The organism is Flavobacterium succinicans, from assembly GCF_001662485.1.
Classification (GTDB): Bacteria; Bacteroidota; Bacteroidia; order Flavobacteriales; family Flavobacteriaceae; genus Flavobacterium; species Flavobacterium succinicans_A.
The window spans coordinates 17,322-37,069 of the sequence record NZ_JMTM01000070.1; the positions used below are offsets into that span (position 1 = coordinate 17,322).

Annotated in this window: 9 protein-coding genes; 5 read left to right on the forward strand and 4 right to left on the reverse strand. The window is 36.0% G+C overall.

Annotation, left to right across the window (positions count from 1 at the left end):
* Positions 1 to 7: 7 nt before the first annotated feature.
* The 4 genes from FLB_RS12620 to FLB_RS12635 form a co-directional block, all read right to left on the reverse strand.
* Positions 8 to 1,765, reverse strand: a complete 1,758-nt coding sequence (locus FLB_RS12620; protein WP_082923291.1) for a glycoside hydrolase family 13 protein — start codon at positions 1,763 to 1,765, stop codon at positions 8 to 10.
* Positions 1,766 to 2,066: 301 nt separating this feature from the next.
* A complete protein-coding gene (locus FLB_RS12625) occupies positions 2,067 to 2,975 on the reverse strand; it encodes a carbohydrate kinase family protein (protein ID WP_064716317.1) in 909 nt (302 codons plus the stop codon).
* Entirely contained in the window at positions 2,968 to 4,299 is a 1,332-nt protein-coding gene (locus FLB_RS12630; protein WP_064716318.1) for a sugar porter family MFS transporter, read from the reverse strand. The genes FLB_RS12625 and FLB_RS12630 overlap by 8 nt, the downstream gene beginning before the upstream one ends.
* Positions 4,292 to 5,896, reverse strand: a complete 1,605-nt coding sequence (locus tag FLB_RS12635) for a glycoside hydrolase family 32 protein (protein WP_064716488.1) — start codon at positions 5,894 to 5,896, stop codon at positions 4,292 to 4,294. Before FLB_RS12635 ends, FLB_RS12630 begins: the two co-directional genes overlap by 8 nt.
* Before the next feature lie 184 nt (positions 5,897 to 6,080).
* Between FLB_RS12635 and FLB_RS12640 the strand changes: the two genes are divergently transcribed.
* From FLB_RS12640 to FLB_RS12660, 5 genes are all read left to right on the forward strand, one after another.
* Positions 6,081 to 8,087, forward strand: coding sequence for a glycoside hydrolase family 65 protein (locus FLB_RS12640; protein ID WP_064716319.1), 2,007 nt, complete (start codon positions 6,081 to 6,083; stop codon positions 8,085 to 8,087).
* A 408-nt stretch (positions 8,088 to 8,495) separates the two neighbouring features.
* Complete coding sequence (locus tag FLB_RS12645) at positions 8,496 to 11,483, forward strand: SusC/RagA family TonB-linked outer membrane protein (protein ID WP_064716320.1); 2,988 nt, start codon at positions 8,496 to 8,498, stop codon at positions 11,481 to 11,483.
* An 11-nt stretch (positions 11,484 to 11,494) separates the two neighbouring features.
* On the forward strand, positions 11,495 to 13,027 hold the full coding sequence (locus FLB_RS12650) for a RagB/SusD family nutrient uptake outer membrane protein (RefSeq protein WP_064716321.1): 1,533 nt from the start codon (positions 11,495 to 11,497) through the stop codon (positions 13,025 to 13,027).
* A 168-nt stretch (positions 13,028 to 13,195) separates the two neighbouring features.
* Positions 13,196 to 16,504 carry a VCBS repeat-containing protein gene (locus tag FLB_RS12655; RefSeq protein ID WP_064716322.1) on the forward strand — a complete coding sequence of 1,103 codons (3,309 nt, stop codon included), beginning with the start codon at positions 13,196 to 13,198 and terminating at the stop codon, positions 16,502 to 16,504.
* Entirely contained in the window at positions 16,497 to 19,748 is a 3,252-nt protein-coding gene (locus FLB_RS12660) for a VCBS repeat-containing protein (protein ID WP_064716323.1), read from the forward strand. The genes FLB_RS12655 and FLB_RS12660 overlap by 8 nt, the downstream gene beginning before the upstream one ends.

Consider the following 19,748-nt stretch of genomic DNA (forward strand, 5'->3'; position numbering starts at 1 on the left):
GTATTTTTTAATTTACTTCTAAAATTACAGCTTCATAAGGACGTAATTCTTTTTGAAAAGGAGTGGGGTAATTCCCAATCCATTGTGTTGTTTTTTGGGCTAATAAAGGTGCGCTAATCGAGGTTGTTTTTGATGTAAAATTCAACAAAACAATGATTTTTTTGCCATTTAATTCTCTTGTATAAGTAAAAACATCAGGATTAGTTGGGTCAATTATTTCTAACTTGCCATACACAAAAATAGGATTCTCTTTTCTGATTTTGGCTAGTTTTTTGGCATAATTCAATATAGAGTTTTTGTCTTTGGTGTTGGCTTCAACATTGACTGTGGTGTAATTTTTATTGATAGTTAGCCAAGGATTTCCAGTGGTGAAACCTGCATTTTTTGTTCCATTCCATTGCATAGGAGTGCGGCTGTTATCGCGACTTAATTCTTGTTGATTGAGTAAATATTCAGCTGCTTTGGCATCGCTAATCTTGATTAATTGATTATAAACATTGCGGGTTTGAAGGTCATTATATTCAGCTGCTGTTTTGAATCGGATATTGGTCATTCCGATTTCATCTCCGTTGTAAATATAGGGAGTTGCTCTTTGGGTTAGTAAAAAAGTATAGAGCATTTTGGCGCTTTTTTCTCGAAATTCGGGACTGTCATTTCCGTAGCGGCTCACGGCTCGGCTTTGGTCGTGATTGGTAAAATATACGGTATTCCATCCTTTGGATTCCATTTTTTTATCCCATTTGTTTACGATTTCTTTCATACCTAAAACATTGTTGCGTCCTACTTGGTAAGCGCCCACATCATAGGCGTCTCTTCCCCAAATATTGGCTATCTCGTCGTGATAAAGGGTATTGATTTCTTTTCGGTCTTCATCTACAAAATCCATTACTTTTTGAAATGGAATGACACCACCTTCTCCAACGGTGTAGACATCTTTGTATTTACTCAAAATTACTTCGTTCATCTCGCGCAAATAGTTATGGAGCTTTGCGTCGGCGCCGTAGTATCGCACAAATTGTTCGTTGGTAAAATCAGCAGGCATAACTGGCCAATTGGTGTCTTTGGCAATGAACGGAAAAGCATCTAAGCGAAAGCCACTCACGCCTTTGTCGAGCCAAAATTTCATAATATCATACATTTCTTGGCGGAGTTGTGGGTTTTCCCAATTCAAATCGGGTTGTTTTCGGCTGAAGTAATGTAGATAATAACTATTGGTGTTGGGTTCGTAGCGCCAAGCATCTGAGTTTTCGTCAAAAATGCTAAAGCGTTTTGGAGGTGTTCCCTTCTCAGCGGGCCACCAGTGATAATAGTTTCGGTATTGGTTGTCTCTTGATTTTTTGGCTTCAATAAACCATTGATGCTCGTCACTACTATGATTGACCACCAAGTCCATAATGAGTTTGATATTTCGCTTTTTCATTCCAGCTAGCATTTCGTCAAAATCGGCCATAGTGCCCATTTCTTTCATAATGGCTTTGTAGTCGCTAATGTCATAGCCGTTGTCATCGTTGGGAGAAGCGCAAATAGGATTGAGCCAAATGGCATCAATTCCAAGGCTTTGTAGGTAGTCTAGTCTTTGTGTGATTCCTTTTAAATCGCCTACACCATCGCCGTTGCTGTCTTGAAAACTACGAGGGTAGAGTTGGTAGATAATGGCTTCTTTCCACCATTTTTTGTCGATAGGAGTTTCTTTTTTTTGGGCATTCGTTGTGTTTGTATAGCCTATTAGAAGAAGCACTAAGAGTAGTGAAGTTCTGGTTTTCATATATGTAAAAATAATTTGTTAGCGGTCATATATGGAATCGCCTTATACTTATCGGTGTTTGTTTGCAACAAACTTTTTGTTAATGGCGATTTCATAAGTGTAATTTTTATATGTAGAGATAAACTTAATTAGGATTGTATTTTGACGAGTTGTTTGCAAGAAAGCAAGTTGTGGCTCTCTAGCCCCGACAGTAGCGGCATCCTTTGCCTTTTTTCTTTAAAAGGGAAAGATATAGCGGATGGCGGGACGATGCTGGCAAAAAATGCCTTTGTTTGCTGCTTCTACTGCTCATTCTATTTCATTAACTTGTTGTGGGATGCATAAATTCATCGATTTCTTTTCGGGTTATTTTGGGGTTGGCTCCCTCGTGAGAAGCTACTAAGGCTCCTAATGCACAGGCAAAATTTAGTGCTGCTTGAGGATTGTTCTCGGTGATTAAGACGCTAAGCAAGCCAGCCAGAAAGGAGTCTCCAGCGCCTACGGTATCGGCCACTGTGACTTGATATCCGCTGTTGTAATACAGTTGATTATTGGTGAACAAAACGGCTCCGTGACTGCCTTTGGTCACACAAATATTGTTGGTGTTGGTTTTTTCGGCAATGAAGTGAATGTTTTGTTCTAGCGAATGATAGGGAGAGTTCAAGAACTTCGCTATTTCGTAAAGTTCGTCATCATTGAATTTGATGCAATCGGCTTCGAGCATTAATTCTAGAAGTAACTCTTTGTTGTAGAAGGGCGCTCGGAGATTGACATCAAACACCTTGAATTTTGATAAAGCGATATAATTAAGAAGACTTTGATGAGCAATTGCGTCACGACAGGCCAAACTGCCAAAAACAAGCACATCTGCTCCAATTACTGCGGTTTCTCCTTCTTGTGTGTACTTGATTTTGTCCCAAGCTGCGGGATAATTGATGGTGTAGGTGGCAGAACCTTTTTCGTTTAAGTGCACTAAAACTTCGCCTGTTGGATGTGCGCCGTTGATTTGGATGGTTTTGGTTGAAATGCCTGTTGGTATAAGGTAGTCAATTACTTCTTGTCCATTTGAATCGGCTCCTATACAACTAATTATTTGTGTATTGATACCTAATGACGCTAATCTAAGAGCAACATTTAAGGGTGCGCCTCCAATTTTTTTGTGCGTTGGAAAGATATCGAATAAGATTTCTCCAAAGCAAACTATGGATTTGGTGTTGGGTTGATTAATCATAAGCTTTCATTTTAGATTCAATTTCTTCAAGCGATAATCCTTTGGTCTCTGGCATCATAAAGAGTACAAAAACGAGTTGCAAGAGCATCATAAAGGCGAAAAAAGCAAAAATTGGCCAAGGATTTTCTTTGTAAATATCGATAACAATAGGGCCAACTAAGGTGATTAAAGCCGCAAAAATCCAATGAATTCCTGTGCCAAAAGCTTGCCCATTGGCTCGAACAGTATTGGGAAAAATTTCGGAAATAAAAACCCAAATTACGGCTCCTTGTCCGATGGCGTGAGATGCAATAAATAACATAATCGAAAGCAATAAAACTACTGAGCCTAGTTGCGAATAGAAAGCAAATGCAACCATAGTTAAGCTAACAATGTATCCCAACGAGCCAATTAACATAAGTTGTTTTCGACCTAAAACATCTATTAAACGCATTCCGATTAGGGTGAAAACCAAATTGGTTACGCCAATCAAAATGGAATTAAACAAGGATTCTTTGGCTCCTAATCCTGCCATTTCGAGAATTTCTGGGGCATAATATAATATGAAATTAATGCCTGATAATTGATTGAAAAAAGCCAATAGAAAAGCCAGAAGAATGGGGAATTTATACTTTTTTGAAAAGAAGGAATCTGAAGTTGCAGTCGTTGTTACGTCTTTTTTGATTTCATTAAAACTTTCTTTGGCCTGAGCTGGAGCATAAATCATTTCTAAAACTGCTAGACCCGCTTGGTCATCTTTTTTATTCAGAATAAGCCATCGAGGACTTTCAGGTATTCTAATGACAATAACGCTGTAAATCAATGCTGGTAAGGCAACAATACCTATCATCCAACGCCAATCGTTGGCACCGCCAAAACCTTCGAAAAAATAGTTTGAAAAAAAGGCAATCAGTATTCCGAATACAATGTTAAACTGAAATAAGGTTCCCAATTTTCCACGATTTTCAGGACTTGAAATTTCTGAAATATAGATGGGAGCGGCTACCGAAGAGGCGCCAACACCAATTCCGCCAATGAATCTAAAAAAAGAAAAAACATAAGGATTGGGAGCCAAGGCCGAGCCTAGTGCCGATACCAAAAAGAGGATGCCTATCCAAAGCAGTGTTTTTTTTCTGCCCCATTTATCGCAAGGATACCCCCCAAAAAGGGCACCTAATACCGTTCCCCAAAGCGCCATAGACATTATAAAAACACCGTGAAATAATGGAGTGGTGTGCCATAATTCTTTTATAGGTAAATTGGCTCCAGAGATAACTACGGTATCAAAACCAAATAAAAATCCAGCTACTGCAACAGTAAGTGACCAGTTTCTAACATTATTCATTCTTTGCTATTTTTTTAGGCCAAATACTGCTAATGCTACTAATGGTAAAATCTTGCAATTCTTGGTCTTCGGTTGATAAAATATTTAATTGAGTGTAGGGTTTTTGAGGAAAAATTTGCTCAGTGAAACTATATAATCCATCGTTCAAGAAAAGCTCTATAGAGGACCAATCCAAAATGATTTGAAAGTCGATTTGGTTAGTAACAAGTGCTGAAACGTTAGATTTGTGAATGTCTTTCCCAAAGTTTTTTTCAAAGGCAACTTTTCCAGATTTTCGGCGGTCAATGCTAAACGTTTTTGATTTGGGATTATAATGGAGTACTAAAGAATCTTTTACGTCATTAGAAAAAACCAATTGTAAGTCTTTGTTAGCTGCATTGAATCGGATTTCGGATTGGTTAAAAGCCTCGTATTTGAAATCGGTTTTTTGATTGGCTTTTAAGGGGATTTTATTAGAGGTAAAGGCTGGTTTTTGTAGCTTTTTAAAAGCTGCTACAGGTTTGTTTTTTAGAAGATATTCTCCATTTATTTTTGTCAGTTCAAGTGTTCTTGGCAGTGTCATGGCGCTTCTCCAATTTTTGGTAGGAGTATTTCTGGCATATAACCAATTGCTCATCCATCCTATGAATATTCTTTGGTTATTGGGAGCATCATTATAGGTAACTCCAGCATAATTATCAGTGCCAAAGTCAATCCACTTAGGTTCTTTTTGAGCGCTAGTAAATGTTTTTCCATCGAAATCTCCCACGAAGTATTGCGTTCCAGAACCTCCATTTGGGGCACCGGGATTGATACTTATAATTAAAATCCATTTTTCTTCTTCGTTGCCATTTACTTTTAACTTGAAGATGTCAGGGCATTCCCAAACGCCACCGTGGGCGCCATACTGCTTTCCAAATTCACTTTCTTTAGTCCAATCGATCAGGTTTTTTGAAGTGTAAAATTCTGCACGATCTCCAGCAACAAGTGCCATAGTCCATAGTTTAGTATCTGAATTCCAAAATACCTTCGGGTCTCTAAAATCTTTTTTATTGGTGTTACCTATGATGGGATTTCGCTCGTATTTTTTCCAAGTTTCTCCTTCATCAAGGCTGTAAGCGAGCCCCTGTGATTGTGTATTTATTTTGCCTGCTTTTTCAAATGCCATATTATGATAGGTAAAAATGGCTATCATAGGCGGATGTTCTGTGGTTCCTAATCCTGAAGTGTTGTTGTAATCAATTACCGCACTTCCAGAGAAAATTAATCCCAGCTTATCAGGAAATAAGGCTATTTTCTTGTGTTGCCAATGTATCAAATCGGTACTTGTTGCGTGTCCCCAATGCATTGGTCCCCAAACAATATCATCTGGATAATACTGGTAGAACAAATGGTACACTCCTTTGTAAAACACCATTCCATTTGGGTCGTTCATCCATTTTTTTTGGGGACTAAAATGAAATTGTGGCCGATAGGGTTCTTTAAAAAGTTGGTCAGGATTTGAAGTGAGAGAAACAGCAGTAGGTATCGAGAATTCATTGTCTTTTACTTTCTGACATCCTAAATTCAAAAGGAAAAGAAAAACAGGTAGTAAATAAGTCTTTGGGAGTACTTTCATCTTTTTTAGTTTAACCATCTTATAAAAATAGAATTCCTTTTTCAAATTATGGAAGGGTAAAAAATCGAAAACGATTTCGATTTTTTCGAAAACGATTTCGATTCTGAATTGAGCGACTTAGTGGTGAAATCTAATTTTTTAAATGTAAATACTTTAAATTTGAAATTATTTTAACATTAAAAATATGAAATCAACAATCATTAAGATTGCCGCTTTTTTTCTTTTTAGTCCATTTTCTCAGGCTCAGACCCAATCCGACGAATGGAATTTGGTAGCGAATTCTCGTGACAATTATTATGGTGTGGCTATGGCCAATGGTCAAATTGGGATTGTTACCGATGCGACTCCGCTCAAAACCAAAGAAATTATTCTTAATGGGGTTTATGACGGTAGCCCTGAGAACGGCATCAGTAGAATTGTTCGTGGGATAGAGTTTTTGAACCTTAGATTAGTAATCAATGGGGAAGAAGTGACGGCTTCGAATATAGATAAATGGGAACAAGTAGTTGCTATGAAAGAAGGAACAAGCACAACTTCGTTCCGATTTAAAGATATAGCTACTATTGAGTATACTATTTTGGCGAATCGAGCCTTGCCTTTTTCTGCGATGGCTATTGTGAAAATCACACCTTTGAAAGATATCGAAATGACTGCGGCCAATTATATGACAGTTCCCGAAGAATTAAAACAAGCCAAAAGACAATTTAGAGTATTGAAAGACAATCAATATCTAATGCCTGTTTTTGGAACTATTGCACAAACTTTGACGGGTAAATATAAAGTGGCGGCATCAACCACTTTTCTGTTTGATGGTACTAGCGAAACTTTGGAGCCAAAAGGCGATGAAGTAGGTTTTACAAAAAAACTGAGCAAAGGAAAAGGCTTTCGTTTTGCAATAGCTGGAGGGATTTGTACTTCTAAAGATGTTACGGACCCTTTGAATGAATCCGAAAGACAACCTATTTATGCTTTGCAAGAAGGGATTGATAAATTGTTGTTCAAACACAAAAAAGCTTGGGCCGATTTGTGGAAATCTGGGGATATTCAAATTGAAGGCGATTTAGATGCGCAACAACGAGTACGTTTTGCATTGTATAATTTGTATTCTTTTATTCGTCCAGATTCAAGACAAAGCATAGCGCCAATGGGCTTGTCTTCTCAGGGGTACAATGGTCATATATTTTGGGATACAGAACTTTGGATGTTTCCTACTTTGTTAGTCTTACAACCAGAGATGGCGAAATCTTGTTTGGATTATCGTTCTGATCGTTTGGCAAAAGCCAAGCAAAAAGCAAGTATTTATGGTTATCAAGGAGCGATGTTTCCTTGGGAATCTGATGATACAGGAGAAGAAGCTACCCCGACTTGGGCATTAACTGGAATTTTCGAGCAACACATTACGGCAGATGTTTCTATTGCTTTTTGGAATTATTTTACAATGACGCAAAACCAATCTTGGTTACGAAATGAATGGGAGGTTTTGAAACAAACGGCCAATTTTTGGGTCAGTAGAGCAGTAGAAAATGCGGATGGAAGCTATTCCATTAATAATGTGGTCGGTGCAGACGAATATGCGCAGCACGTGGATGATAATGCTTTTACGAATGCTTCGGCGATAGAAAGTTTGAAAAATACGATTAAAGCGGCAAAGATTTTAAATGAAAAAGTAAATGAAGAATGGATTAAGGTTTCGGAGAAATTAGTGATTCATAAAGAAAATGGAATCACACAAAATTATAAAGGATACAAAGGGCAAATGATAAAACAAGCAGATGTAAACTTGTTGGCCTATCCATTGCATATCATAACGGAAAAAGAGCAAATCAAAAAAGATTTAGAATATTATGCTGATAAAATTGACAAGAAAGATGGCCCTGCAATGGCTTCTGGAGTTTTATCTGTTTTGTATGCCCGATTGGGAGATCGTGATAAGGCGTATGACTATTTTGTAAAATCATATTTACCCAATAGTCGCCCACCTTTTGGAGTGTTTTCAGAATCCGCCAATAGCAATAATCCTTATTTCGCTACAGGAGCTGGGGCAATGCTTCAAGCGGTAATTTATGGTTTCGGTGGGGTTGAGCAAACTGATAAGGGATTGCAATTTACTAAAGGAATTTTACCCAAAAAGTGGAAATCTTTGAAAATTATTGGTATTGGAACCGATGAAAAAACAATTATCATTAATTAAATTAGTAAGAGTTGATTGCTTAATTTTTAGTTTGTAATCTGTTGATTTTATGACGGTAACAAGTAGGCGATGTGTGATTTGTATAAAATAATGTTTTTTATTGAATTATTCGCATGGTTTGTATTGATTTTGGTTATTTGGTTGTGTATTCAACAGATTGTTTTAGTGTTTAAAACCGTAAAAAAAGAATTATATGTTTTTTTTAGCGGTTTTTTTTATGCTTTATATAAAATAAATATTAAAATAGTGAAGTATCTATTTTAAAATCGAAAACGTTTTCGGCTTTACGAAAACGTTGTAGTTATGTTTTTTCTTAAATTTATCATAAAACATTGTGTAAGTTTGATTTATATAATAAAAGCAATAACCAATTTTTAAAAAAATTATTAACCAACTTATTTATTACGTATGAAAAATAGTCTACTAAAAGGCTTGCTGATGTTTCTAACGGTTCTTTGCACAGGTATGGCCTATTCGCAAGAAATCAAAGGGAAAGTATCAGATGCCAGTGGCCCACTTCCTGGGGCCAATGTATTGGTAAAAGGAACCAATATTTCAGCTCAAACCGATTTTGACGGAACTTTTATCTTAAGAAACGTTAGTTCAGACGCGGTTTTGGTATTTAGTTACATTGGTTTAAAGTCACAAGAAGTTAGTGCAGCTGGTAAGAGTGTTATCAATGTTGTCTTAAAAGACGATTCAGCACAATTGAAAGAAGTAATTGTGGTTGGGTATGGAACTGTAAAGAAGAAAGACGCAACTGGTGCAGTTGACATTGTTACAGCAAAAGATTTTGACAATGTTTCTGCAGTTTCTCCGGCAGAATTACTGAGAGGTAAAGTATCAGGGGTTCAGGTGACTCAATCAAGTGGAGAGCCTGGAGCAGCTATTTCGGTAAGAATTAGAGGAAACTCATCAATTCGTTCTGGTAATAATCCATTATATGTAGTAGATGGAGTTCCATTAGATGGTGGTGAAGTTTCTTCAGGAGGTAATGATATCGCTGGTTTAGGATCTTCTTCTGCAAGAAATCCATTGAATTTCTTAAATCAAAATGATATTGAGAGTATTTCTATCTTAAAGGACGCCTCATCAACAGCAGTTTATGGATCTAGAGGAGCCAATGGTGTTATTGTGATTACTACTAAAAAAGGAAAATCTAAGGCACCGACATTAACTTATGGAACTTCTATGAATTTCAGTAAAATTTCGGGAAATTTCAAATTGTTAAATGGGGATGAATTTGTTGCTGCTGGAGGTCCAGATAAAGGCTCAAGATCGTATAATTGGGAAGATGCAATTTTAAGAAATGGATTTTCTCAAAATCATGATTTAACATTTAGTAGTGGTACTGAAAATTCAAATACTAGAGTTTCAATTGGTGCAACAAGTACTGATGGTATTGTTAAAAATACAGGTATTGATAAATATACAATAGCTTTTAGTAATAACAATAACTTTTTTAATGGTCATTTAAAAGTTGATACGAATGTGATTTATGCGTCATTGAATGACCAAACTACATTAATTAGTAATAATGCAGGTTATATTGGAAATTTAATCGGTACAGCTTTGTATTGGAATCCAACTTTGCCTACTTATCAACCAGATGGTTCTTATACTTATGTGGGAGATGATTACTTAAATCCTGTACAATTATTGGATTCGTACAAAGATTTTACAAACACCAACAAATTGTTAGCTAATATTAATGCTACACTTAAAATTACGGATCATTTAAAATATAAGTTTTTATTTGGTGTAGAAACATCTAATTCCGTTAGAAAACGTCAATTATTGCCAACGATGAGAATTGCGAGTGATGATTTAACGGGTAATGATGCTGCAAATGGTGGTGTATTAAAAAGAGGTTTAGCTGAAATTTCAGGCATCAATAAGTTTAATAAAACTTTTGAGCATACTTTATCTTACGATAATAGTTTTAGCGATAATTTTCAGTTGAATGGATTATTAGGTTTTTCATACTATTCATATGACACCAATGGTAATAATGCTAGAGGTCAAGGATATGTTGTAGAACAAACAAATTTAATTGATAATATTCAAGGAGGTATTGCTCAGGAATTTAGAGCAAGTTCCTTTAAAAATCAAATTGAATTACAATCTTATTTTGCTAAAGCAGAAGTTGTTTTATATAAAGATTTAGTGGTTACAGGTTCTATTCGTGCAGATGGATCAACCAAGTTAGGAGCTGATAATAAATGGGGTTATTTCCCTGCTGTTGGAGCCGCATACAAAGTAGTCAATTCTAAAGCGGGAATGTTTAATGACTTTAAACTTAGAGGTAACTATGGTATTACTGGTAACCAAGAATTTCCGGTAAATTCTGCTCTATCTAAAGCTATTTATGGAAATGGAGGTACACCTCAAACAGTTTCTGGAGCTAATAGTTTATTGCGTTGGGAGACAACAACTTCTTACGGAATTGGTACCGACTTCTCATTGCTAAATAATCGCTTAACAGGTTCATTTGATTATTTTCATAGAGATACAAAAGACTTAATTGCTCCAGTTCCACAAGCTACTGCTCAACCAGGTCCAGGATCTAACAGAAGTGTTAACTTGCCAGGGAACTTAATCAATAGTGGTTTTGAGGTTGCGTTAAATTACAAAATTATTGATACCGAAGATATGAGTTGGAATTTTTCTGCGAATGCAGCTTTCTTGAAAAACTCTATCGAGAATTTTGGTTCTGTTCAATTGTTGGCAGGAGGAATTAATGGACAAGGATTATCAGGTGCCTATGCTGAGGTAATTAAAGATGGATATCCTTTGTATACTTATTATTTATATGACTTTAAAGGCTATGACGCAGCGGGTAATTCAATTTATACAGCTGCAGATGGTTCAGAAACTGGTCTTGGTAATGCCGATAAAAGATACTTAGATAAGCAACCATTACCTAAGATAAATTTAGGGTTTTCAACTAATTTTACATACAAATCATTTGATGCTAGCACTTCTTTCTATGGAGCATTTGGTCATTATTTGTATAACAATACAGCTAATGCATACTTCTTTAAAAGTGCTTTGTTAGGTGGTAGAAATGTAACACCACAAGTGGCTTCTTCTCCACAAAATGGATCTGATCCAAATTCACCTTCTACGAAGTATCTTGAAAAAGGTGATTTCTTGAGAATGGGTAATATTACTCTTGGGTACACTTTTAAAGGTGCAGGTATGGAAAGATTCAAAATAAATTCTGCAAGATTTTTTGTTAGTGCAAACAATCTGTTTGTAATTACAAGTTATTCAGGATTTGACCCAGAGGTTGATACAAATAAAGCACTTAATGGTGTTCCTTCCGCAGGTATGGACTACTTATCCTATCCAAGAGATAAAAGCTTTGCCGTAGGACTTAATGTAACATTTTAATTTTAAGCGAAATGAAAAGAATAAATATAATAAAAAGCATCTTTTTTGTAGGTACTGTAGCTTTTGGAGTTAGTTGTACTAATTTGGATGAACAAGTTTTGGATGGTTTTGAAACTCCTAGTAACAGTAGTGGTAATGTGAATACTGGTGCTTTCTTACAATCAGCCTATGAGGGACTTAGAAGTTTTCAAGGTCAAGGTGGAATATTCACCATGGACGAAATGTCTGGTGATGGTTTGGTTGGACCAACACGAGGTGGAGACTGGGATGATAATGCCAAATGGAGACAATTTCACGTTCATACTTGGGCAGCAGATAATGAAGAAATTCGTAATGCTTACAATGACTTATTGACCAATGTTTACAATTGTAATCTGGTTATCAATAACACGGCAACAGATGATCAAAAAACGCAGGCTCGTTTTTTAAGAGCTTTTTACTATTATCATGTTATTGATTTATTTGGACAAGCTCCCTATAGAGATGCAGGTTCACTTATTACTGATAATCCAAAATTTTGGTCTAGAAAAGAGGCAACTGCATTTGTTATAGCTGAATTAGAGGCAATTGTAAGTAAACTGCCTGCAAGAGTTGCAAATGATGCAAGTTTTGCTAGTAAAGATGCAGCAAATTTCTTGCTAGCAAAGTTATACTTAAACAAGGCTGTATTCAACGCTGATAATGCAGCAGGACCCTATACTTTTGATGCTGCTGACATGAATAAAGTAATTGCTTATGTAGATGCGATTACTTCAAGTTCTTTGGCACCGAATTATTGGAGTAATTTTGCTCCAACAAACAATACATCAAATGAAATTTTATTTTCTTCTAAAAATGTATTAGGTAACGGTGGAGGTATTCAATCTCGTTGGAGAATGGGTATGCACTATAATCAAACTCCAGATGGTTGGAATGGATTTGCAACAGTAGCAGAATATTATAATAAATTTTCAGCTTCGGATGCTCGTAGACAATATTCAACTCCATCAATCATTGCTAATTTTGGTAACCCAATTGGGTTTCAAGTAGGGCAAATGTACAAACCAGGAGGAGTTGTAGCGTTAAAAGACAGAAAAGATAATCCACTTATCTTTACCCCAAGTGTTACTATGATTGTAACTGGAAATGCTATTGAAACTGCAGGTATTCGTACGCAAAAATACGAACCAGATAATGCTAATTTAGGAGCCCCTGAAAATGATTATGTATTGATGCGTTATTCTGATGCGTTGTTAATGAAGGCTGAAGCTGCTTTACGTGGTGGTACTGGTGGAGCTGCAGTAGCAAAAACAATATTAGATCAAATTTCAGTAAGAGCAGGTTTAGCTGCCGGAAGTACTCCAGCTACGTTGGATGGTGTATATGTTGAAAGAGGTAGAGAGTTGTGGTATGAAGGCTGGAGAAGAAACGACATGATTCGTTTTGGTAAATTCTTAGGACCAAGAGAATTAAAACCAACGACTTCAGATCCTAAATATGCATTGTATCCAATTCCAGCAGATGCTTTGTTTAATCCAAATGTTAAACAAAACCCTGGTTATTAATATATTTTGATTTAGATTGAATTTTGTTTTGTGTTAGTTTAAAAAGAGGGTAGCGATACCCTCTTTTTCTTTAAAAGTATTTCTGTAAGTTGTTTTTTTTTACATATTTATTCTATAAATTACGTGTCTATAAGGAACTTACAAAATAATTAAAACCTACTCACTATTATGTTGCAACGAATATTTCTATTGGCTATTGTAACACTTTTTTTCTCGAATTGTTCCAAGGTTAAAACCGATACTTTGTTTACTCAATTACCTTCTTCAGACACAGGTATTGATTTCATTAATGAAGTCAAAAATGGTGAAGAGATGAACATTTTTAAATACCGAAATTTTTATAATGGAGGAGGAGTAGCAATTGGTGACATCAATAACGACGGGCTTTCAGATGTTTATTTTACTTCTAATTTAGGCAAAAACAAACTCTATCTCAACAAGGGCAATTTTAAGTTCGAAGATATTTCTTTAAAAGCAGGTGTCGAAGGAAAAAAAGTTTGGTCAACAGGTGTCGTAATGGTCGATGTTAATGCCGACGGATTGCTAGATATTTATGTTTGTAATGCTGGAAATAGTAAAGGTAGTCAACAAAACAATGAGCTTTTTATTAACAATGGCAACCTAACGTTTACCGAAAAAGCTGAACAATATAATCTTGCGGATACCGGAATTACAACACATGCTGCATTTTTTGATTATGATAAAGATGGTGATTTAGATGTTTATATTCTAAACAATAGCTTTATTCCAGTTAGTAGCTTGAATTATTCTAATAAAAGAGAACTGCGAGACAAAGATTGGGATGTAGCCGATATTCTTAAAGGTGGAGGCGATAAATTATTACGTAACGACAGCGGAAAGTTTGTCGACGTGAGTGAAGCGGCTGGTATTTACGGAAGTTTGATAGGCTTTGGTTTGGGAGTAACAGTGGGTGATGTAAATGGAGATTTGTTCCCTGATATTTATATTTCGAATGATTTTTATGAAAGAGATTATTTGTACATCAACAATAAAAACGGAACTTTTTCTGAGAAAATTCAAGATTGGACGTCACATATTAGTCAATCCTCGATGGGGGCTGATATGGCCGATATTAACAACGATGGGAAAGCTGATATTTTCGTGACAGACATGTTGCCAGAACCAGATGATCGATTAAAAACGACCACCAATTTTGAAAATTATGATTTATTTACCCGAAAATTAAGTTTAGATTTCTACAATCAATACATGCAGAATACACTGCAAGTAAATAATGGAAATCAGCAGTTTGATGAAATTGCGAATTACGCTGGTGTGGCTAAAACAGATTGGAGTTGGGGCGCTTTGTTGTTCGATATGGACAATGATGGTCTAAAAGATATTTACGTATGCAACGGTATTTATCATGACTTGACCAACCAAGATTTTATGGACTTTTTTGCTAACGAATTGATGCAAAAAATGGTCATTACTGGTAAAAAAGCAGAAATTGAAACTATAATCAATAAAATGCCTAGTACACCAATCCCTAATTACGCATACAAAAATAGCGCAAATCTTACTTTTTCGAACCAAGCACAAAATTGGGGATTGGATACACCAAGTTTTTCTAATGGTGCTGCCTACGGTGATTTAGACAACGATGGCGATTTAGATTTGGTCGTAAATAATGTCAATATGGAAGCCTTTGTTTATAAAAACAATGCTGAAAAGAATAAACAAAATCATTTTATTAAAGTAAAATTAAAAGGTAACCAACAAAATAAATTTGCAGTTGGAAGCACCGTAGAATTGTTCTCTGGTTCCGAAATTTTAAGACAAGAACTCATTCCATCCCGTGGTTTTCAATCTTCAATAGATTATACGATGACTTTTGGCATTGGAACCAAAAAAATTGATTCCTTACAAGTTATTTGGCCTAACGGGAAAACGCAAACCATTAAAAAAGTAGTAAACAATAGTACGATTCAATTGAATATTTTGGACGCGAAGTCTGATTTTGTAGTTAAAAATAACGCTTCAAAACCCTTGTTTTCTGAGTCCAAAACTACATTCTTAGCACATAAAGAAAATGATTATATCGACTTTGACTATGAAGGATTGATTTCTAAAATGATTTCTCAAGAAGGACCAGCTTATGCGGTAGCGGATATTAATGGGGATGGAAATGAAGATGTTTTTATTGGCGGAGCCAAAGGGCAAGCAGCTCAAGTTTATATCAATAAAGGGAATGGGACTTTTGCCGTAACTAGTCAAAAGGACTTCCAGAAAGATGCCAGTTTTGAGGACACCGCAGCTACTTTTTTTGATGCCGACAAAGATGGCGATATGGATGTATTGGTAGGTTCTGGAGGAAATGAAAAAGCCGATCAAGCCAATTATAAAAACAGATTGTACTTGAATAACGGAAAAGGCATTTTTACAAAAAGTACAATAGCTCTTCCAACAACAAATAATAATGTGGCCGTGATTGCTCCTTATGATTTTGATAACGATGGCGATAACGACGTTTTCATCGGAAGCCGAAGTGTGCCCGGAGTGTATGGTATCGATCCAAAACATTTATTGTTAGAGAATGATGGCAAAGGGAATTTTAACAATGTAATTGATAAAAAAGCCTTTAAAATAAACACCTACGGAATGATTACCGATGCGGTTTGGGAAGATATTGATAACGACTCCAAAAAAGATTTGATCTTGGTTGGGGAATGGAATGCACCCGTGATTTTCAAAAATACAGGTCGAAGATTGACTACTTTTTCATCTAACTTGACCGAATGGAGTGGATTTTGGAATACAGTAGAGTGTGTAGATTTGAATAATGACGGAAAAAAAGATTTGATTCTAGGCAACAAAGGAACGAATACTTCTTATAAAGCGACCAAGGAAAAACCAATGAAACTGTTTATCAATGATTATGATAACAACGGCACAATAGAGCAAATTACCACTCAAACTATTGATGGTAAAGATGTGCCTTTGCATTTGAAACAAGAATTGGCCAAACAAATTCCGATGATTAAAAAGAAGAATTTGAGCTATACCGATTATTCTAAGAAGACGTTTCAAGAACTTTTTGATACTGAAGTGATCAATAATTCAGTTCAAAAAACAGCCAAAATGCAAGAAAGTTGTATTGCTATCAACAAAGGAAATGGTAAGTTCGAAATTCAAGTTTTGCCAAAAGAAGTGCAGTTTTCAAGTGTCAATGCTATAGCGACTATGGATGTTAATAAAGACGGAATACTAGATTTAGTACTCGGAGGAAATCAATATGGATTTAAACCTCAATTTTCTAGATTAGATGCCAATTTTGGTAGTGTACTTCTAGGAGATAAACAAGGGAAATTTACTTGGGTTCCTTATCCAAAATCAGGATTTTTTATGAGGGGTGAAGTCAAGCATTTGAAAGTCATCAAGCATAAAAATAATAGAACGGCGGTTTTGGCTGTACTCAATAACAATGCACCTAAACTTTTTATAGGCAATGAATAATTTTTTTAAGATAGGTCTAGCCTCATTACTATTGACGGCATGTTCCCAAAAAGAGGCACCACTTTTTGATAAACTCGACCCTAAGGAAAGCAATATCACTTTCAAAAATGAGTTAATTGAGTCCAAAAACATTTCCATTTTAGATTATCTCTATTATTACAATGGTGGCGGAGTAGCCTTAGGAGATATCAACAATGACGGACTAGTAGATGTGTATTTTACTTCCAATCAAGGGAAAAATAAATTGTATCTCAACAAAGGGAACAACAAATTTGAAGATATCTCAACCAAAGCGGGAGTAGAAGGGCAAAGCGATTGGAAAGCAGGTACCGTGATGGCCGATGTGAATGGTGATGGATATTTGGATATCTATGTTTGTGCCGTTGTCGGTATCAACGGATTTGAAGGACAAAACGAACTTTTTATCAACAACAAAGACAATACTTTTACCGAAAGCGCTGCTGAGTACGGCTTAGATCTTGATAATTACAGTACCTCTGCCGCATTTTTTGATTATGATTTAGATGGAGATTTAGATATGTATTTGTTGAATCATGCGGTGCACTCCGAGGCTTCCTTTGGCAATGCCAATATCAGGAACAAAAGAAGTTATGAATGTGGTGATAAATTGTTCCGAAATGATAACGGCAAATTTGTTGACGTAAGTGAAAAGGCGGGCATTTTTGGCGGAGCCAATGGGTATGGTTTAGGAATTGCCGTTTCAGATTTTAATTTGGATGGTTATCCTGATATTTATATTGGAAACGATTTTCACGAAGACGATTATTATTATTTGAATAATGGAGACGGAACTTTTACGGAAAGTTTGAAACAGTTTTTCGGACATACCAGCCGATTCTCAATGGGCGTAGATGTTGCCGATGTCAATCATGATGGCTTTCCTGATATTTTAAGTTTAGACATGTTGCCTGAAGACGAGAAAGTTCTAAAAGCTTCTTTGGGAGATGATAATGTGCAAATGCTGAAAGTGCGTACCGAAAAATTAGGCTACCATTATCAATACACCCGCAACATGCTGCAACTAAATCAAGCGGGAAAACACTTTACAGAAACCGCTCTTTTGAGTGGGATTGCAGCAACGGATTGGAGTTGGAGCACGCTTTTTGCCGATTATGATCAAGATGGTGAACAAGATATTTTTGTGGCCAATGGAATTCCAAAGCGACCTAACGATTTGGATTATGTCAAATATTATTCGAATGACCAAATTAAGAATAAACTCAATACGACCAAGCTTTTAGATAGAGAAGCCTTGAAGAGAATGCCTGCCGGAAACGTAACTAATTATGTGTTTCAAGGAAGTAAAGATTTGACATTTAAAGACCGTTCGAAAGATTGGATAGAGAATGACACTATCATTTCTAATGGAAGTGGTTATGCCGATATTGATAATGATGGGGATTTAGACATTATCACCAATAATACCAATGCAGTAGCCACGGTGTATCAAAACAAAACAGATAAGAGAGCGAATTTTTTAAAAATAAAATTGCGCTTTGAAGGCAAAAACACTTTTGGTATTGGTGCCAAAGTCATCTCTTATGCCAAAGGACAAAAGCAATTCAAAGAGTTGCAAACCACTAGAGGGTTTCAGTCTTCCTCTGAGCCGATGCTTCATTTTGGCTACGGAAAAATAAATGCTATCGATTCGTTAGTGGTGATTTGGCCTGATAAAACCTATCAAACGCTAAAAAAAGTAAAAGTAAATCAAGCGCTAACTATAAATGCTAATAAAAACAGAAAAATATTTGATTACCAATTGCTTCATCCAAAAGTGGGGCCGGTTTTGCAAAAGGTAAAAGGAAACTTAGGAATTGATTTTGTACATCAAGAAAATGATTTTATTGATTTTATGGCTCAAAAATTAATTCCTTATCAACGTTCAGATCGTGGGCCTGCAACTGCCATTGGAGATTTGAATGGAGATGGAAGAGAAGATATCTTTTTTGGAGGAGCTAAAGGAAAATCAGCTCAGATTTATATTCAAGGCGAGAAGGGATTTGTAAAAAAATCTTTTATTGATGTAGTAAAGGATTCTATTTACGAAGATGCTTCGGCAGTTATTGCTGATTTTAATGGAGATAAGAAAAACGATTTGTATGTTGCCTCAGGTAATGGAGAGAATGCTCAAAATTTAGAAGATAGATTGTATTTTGGCAATCAGTTACAAAAAGCAGTTTTACCTTTAGTTCGTCAAAACGCATCGGTTGTTAAAGCTTTTGACTACGATTATGATGGAGATTTAGATCTGTTTGTTGGTAATAATTCTCAATACAATCGTTTTGGAAGCACGCCTGATTGTTATTTGTTGAACAATAATAAGGGAACGTTTACCATTGTTCAAAATAAAACTTTTGCAGGAATTGGTATGGTTACCGATGCTGTTTTTACCGATTTTAATGCCGATGGACAAGCCGATATAATCGTGATTGGAGAGTGGATGGCGCCTACTTTTTTTGCGAATCAAAAAGGAAAATTCACTAATGTCACCGCAAAGGTTAGTGCCGAAAACAACAACGGACTTTGGCAAGCGATTCAGTCTTTTGATATCGACCACGATGGGGATTTGGATTATTTACTTGGCAATTGGGGTATGAATTCTAAGTTTAAAGCTTCAGCAACCTTTCCGTTGAAAATGTATTACGATGATTTTGATAATAATGGAGCTTTTGAAACTATTGTAGCCAAAGAAAAGAATGGAAAGTATTATACTACAATGGGATTAGATGAATTGACAGAGCAATTTAGTGGTATGCTCAAGAAAAAATTCAATAGTTATCAATCATTTGCAGGTAAAACAGTCGAAGAGATTTTTGACCCTGCGATGCTAGCTATTGCAAAACAATATGAGGTACATACATTGCAATCGGGCTATTTAAAAAATAATAAAGGAAAATTTGTTTTTGTTCCTTTTTCTAACGCAATGCAAGTGGCGCCAATAACCAGTTTTGTAGCTGGTAATTTTGTCGGAGATGCCAAACCCGAAGTGTTTGCTGCTGGGAATTACTTTGGTGTGTCTCCATACCACAGCCGATTTGACGGTTTCTCTGGTGCATTAATTGTCGACCAAAAAACAGTGCTTTTAGGACATCAAATAGGTATTGATTTAGCTCAAAAAGCAGTACGTCATCTAGACATTCTCTCGGTTAATAGTCAAAACTATTTATTGGTAACTATTAATAATAAACCCGCTGAGGTCTATCAAATAAAGACTAAAAAATAA

Bases quoted from the DNA above. Each gene is read 5' to 3' on its own strand.
- FLB_RS12650 (WP_064716321.1), top strand. From the start codon at position 11,495: ATGAAAAGAATAAATATAATAAAAAGCATCTTTTTTGTAGGTACTGTA.
- FLB_RS12620 (WP_082923291.1), bottom strand. From the start codon at position 1,765: ATGAAAACCAGAACTTCACTACTCTTAGTGCTTCTTCTAATAGGCTAT.
- FLB_RS12635 (WP_064716488.1), bottom strand. From the start codon at position 5,896: ATGAAAGTACTCCCAAAGACTTATTTACTACCTGTTTTTCTTTTCCTT.
- FLB_RS12640 (WP_064716319.1), top strand. From the start codon at position 6,081: ATGAAATCAACAATCATTAAGATTGCCGCTTTTTTTCTTTTTAGTCCA.
- FLB_RS12645 (WP_064716320.1), top strand. From the start codon at position 8,496: ATGAAAAATAGTCTACTAAAAGGCTTGCTGATGTTTCTAACGGTTCTT.
- FLB_RS12630 (WP_064716318.1), bottom strand. From the start codon at position 4,299: ATGAATAATGTTAGAAACTGGTCACTTACTGTTGCAGTAGCTGGATTT.
- FLB_RS12655 (WP_064716322.1), top strand. From the start codon at position 13,196: ATGTTGCAACGAATATTTCTATTGGCTATTGTAACACTTTTTTTCTCG.
- FLB_RS12660 (WP_064716323.1), top strand. From the start codon at position 16,497: ATGAATAATTTTTTTAAGATAGGTCTAGCCTCATTACTATTGACGGCA.
- FLB_RS12625 (WP_064716317.1), bottom strand. From the start codon at position 2,975: ATGATTAATCAACCCAACACCAAATCCATAGTTTGCTTTGGAGAAATC.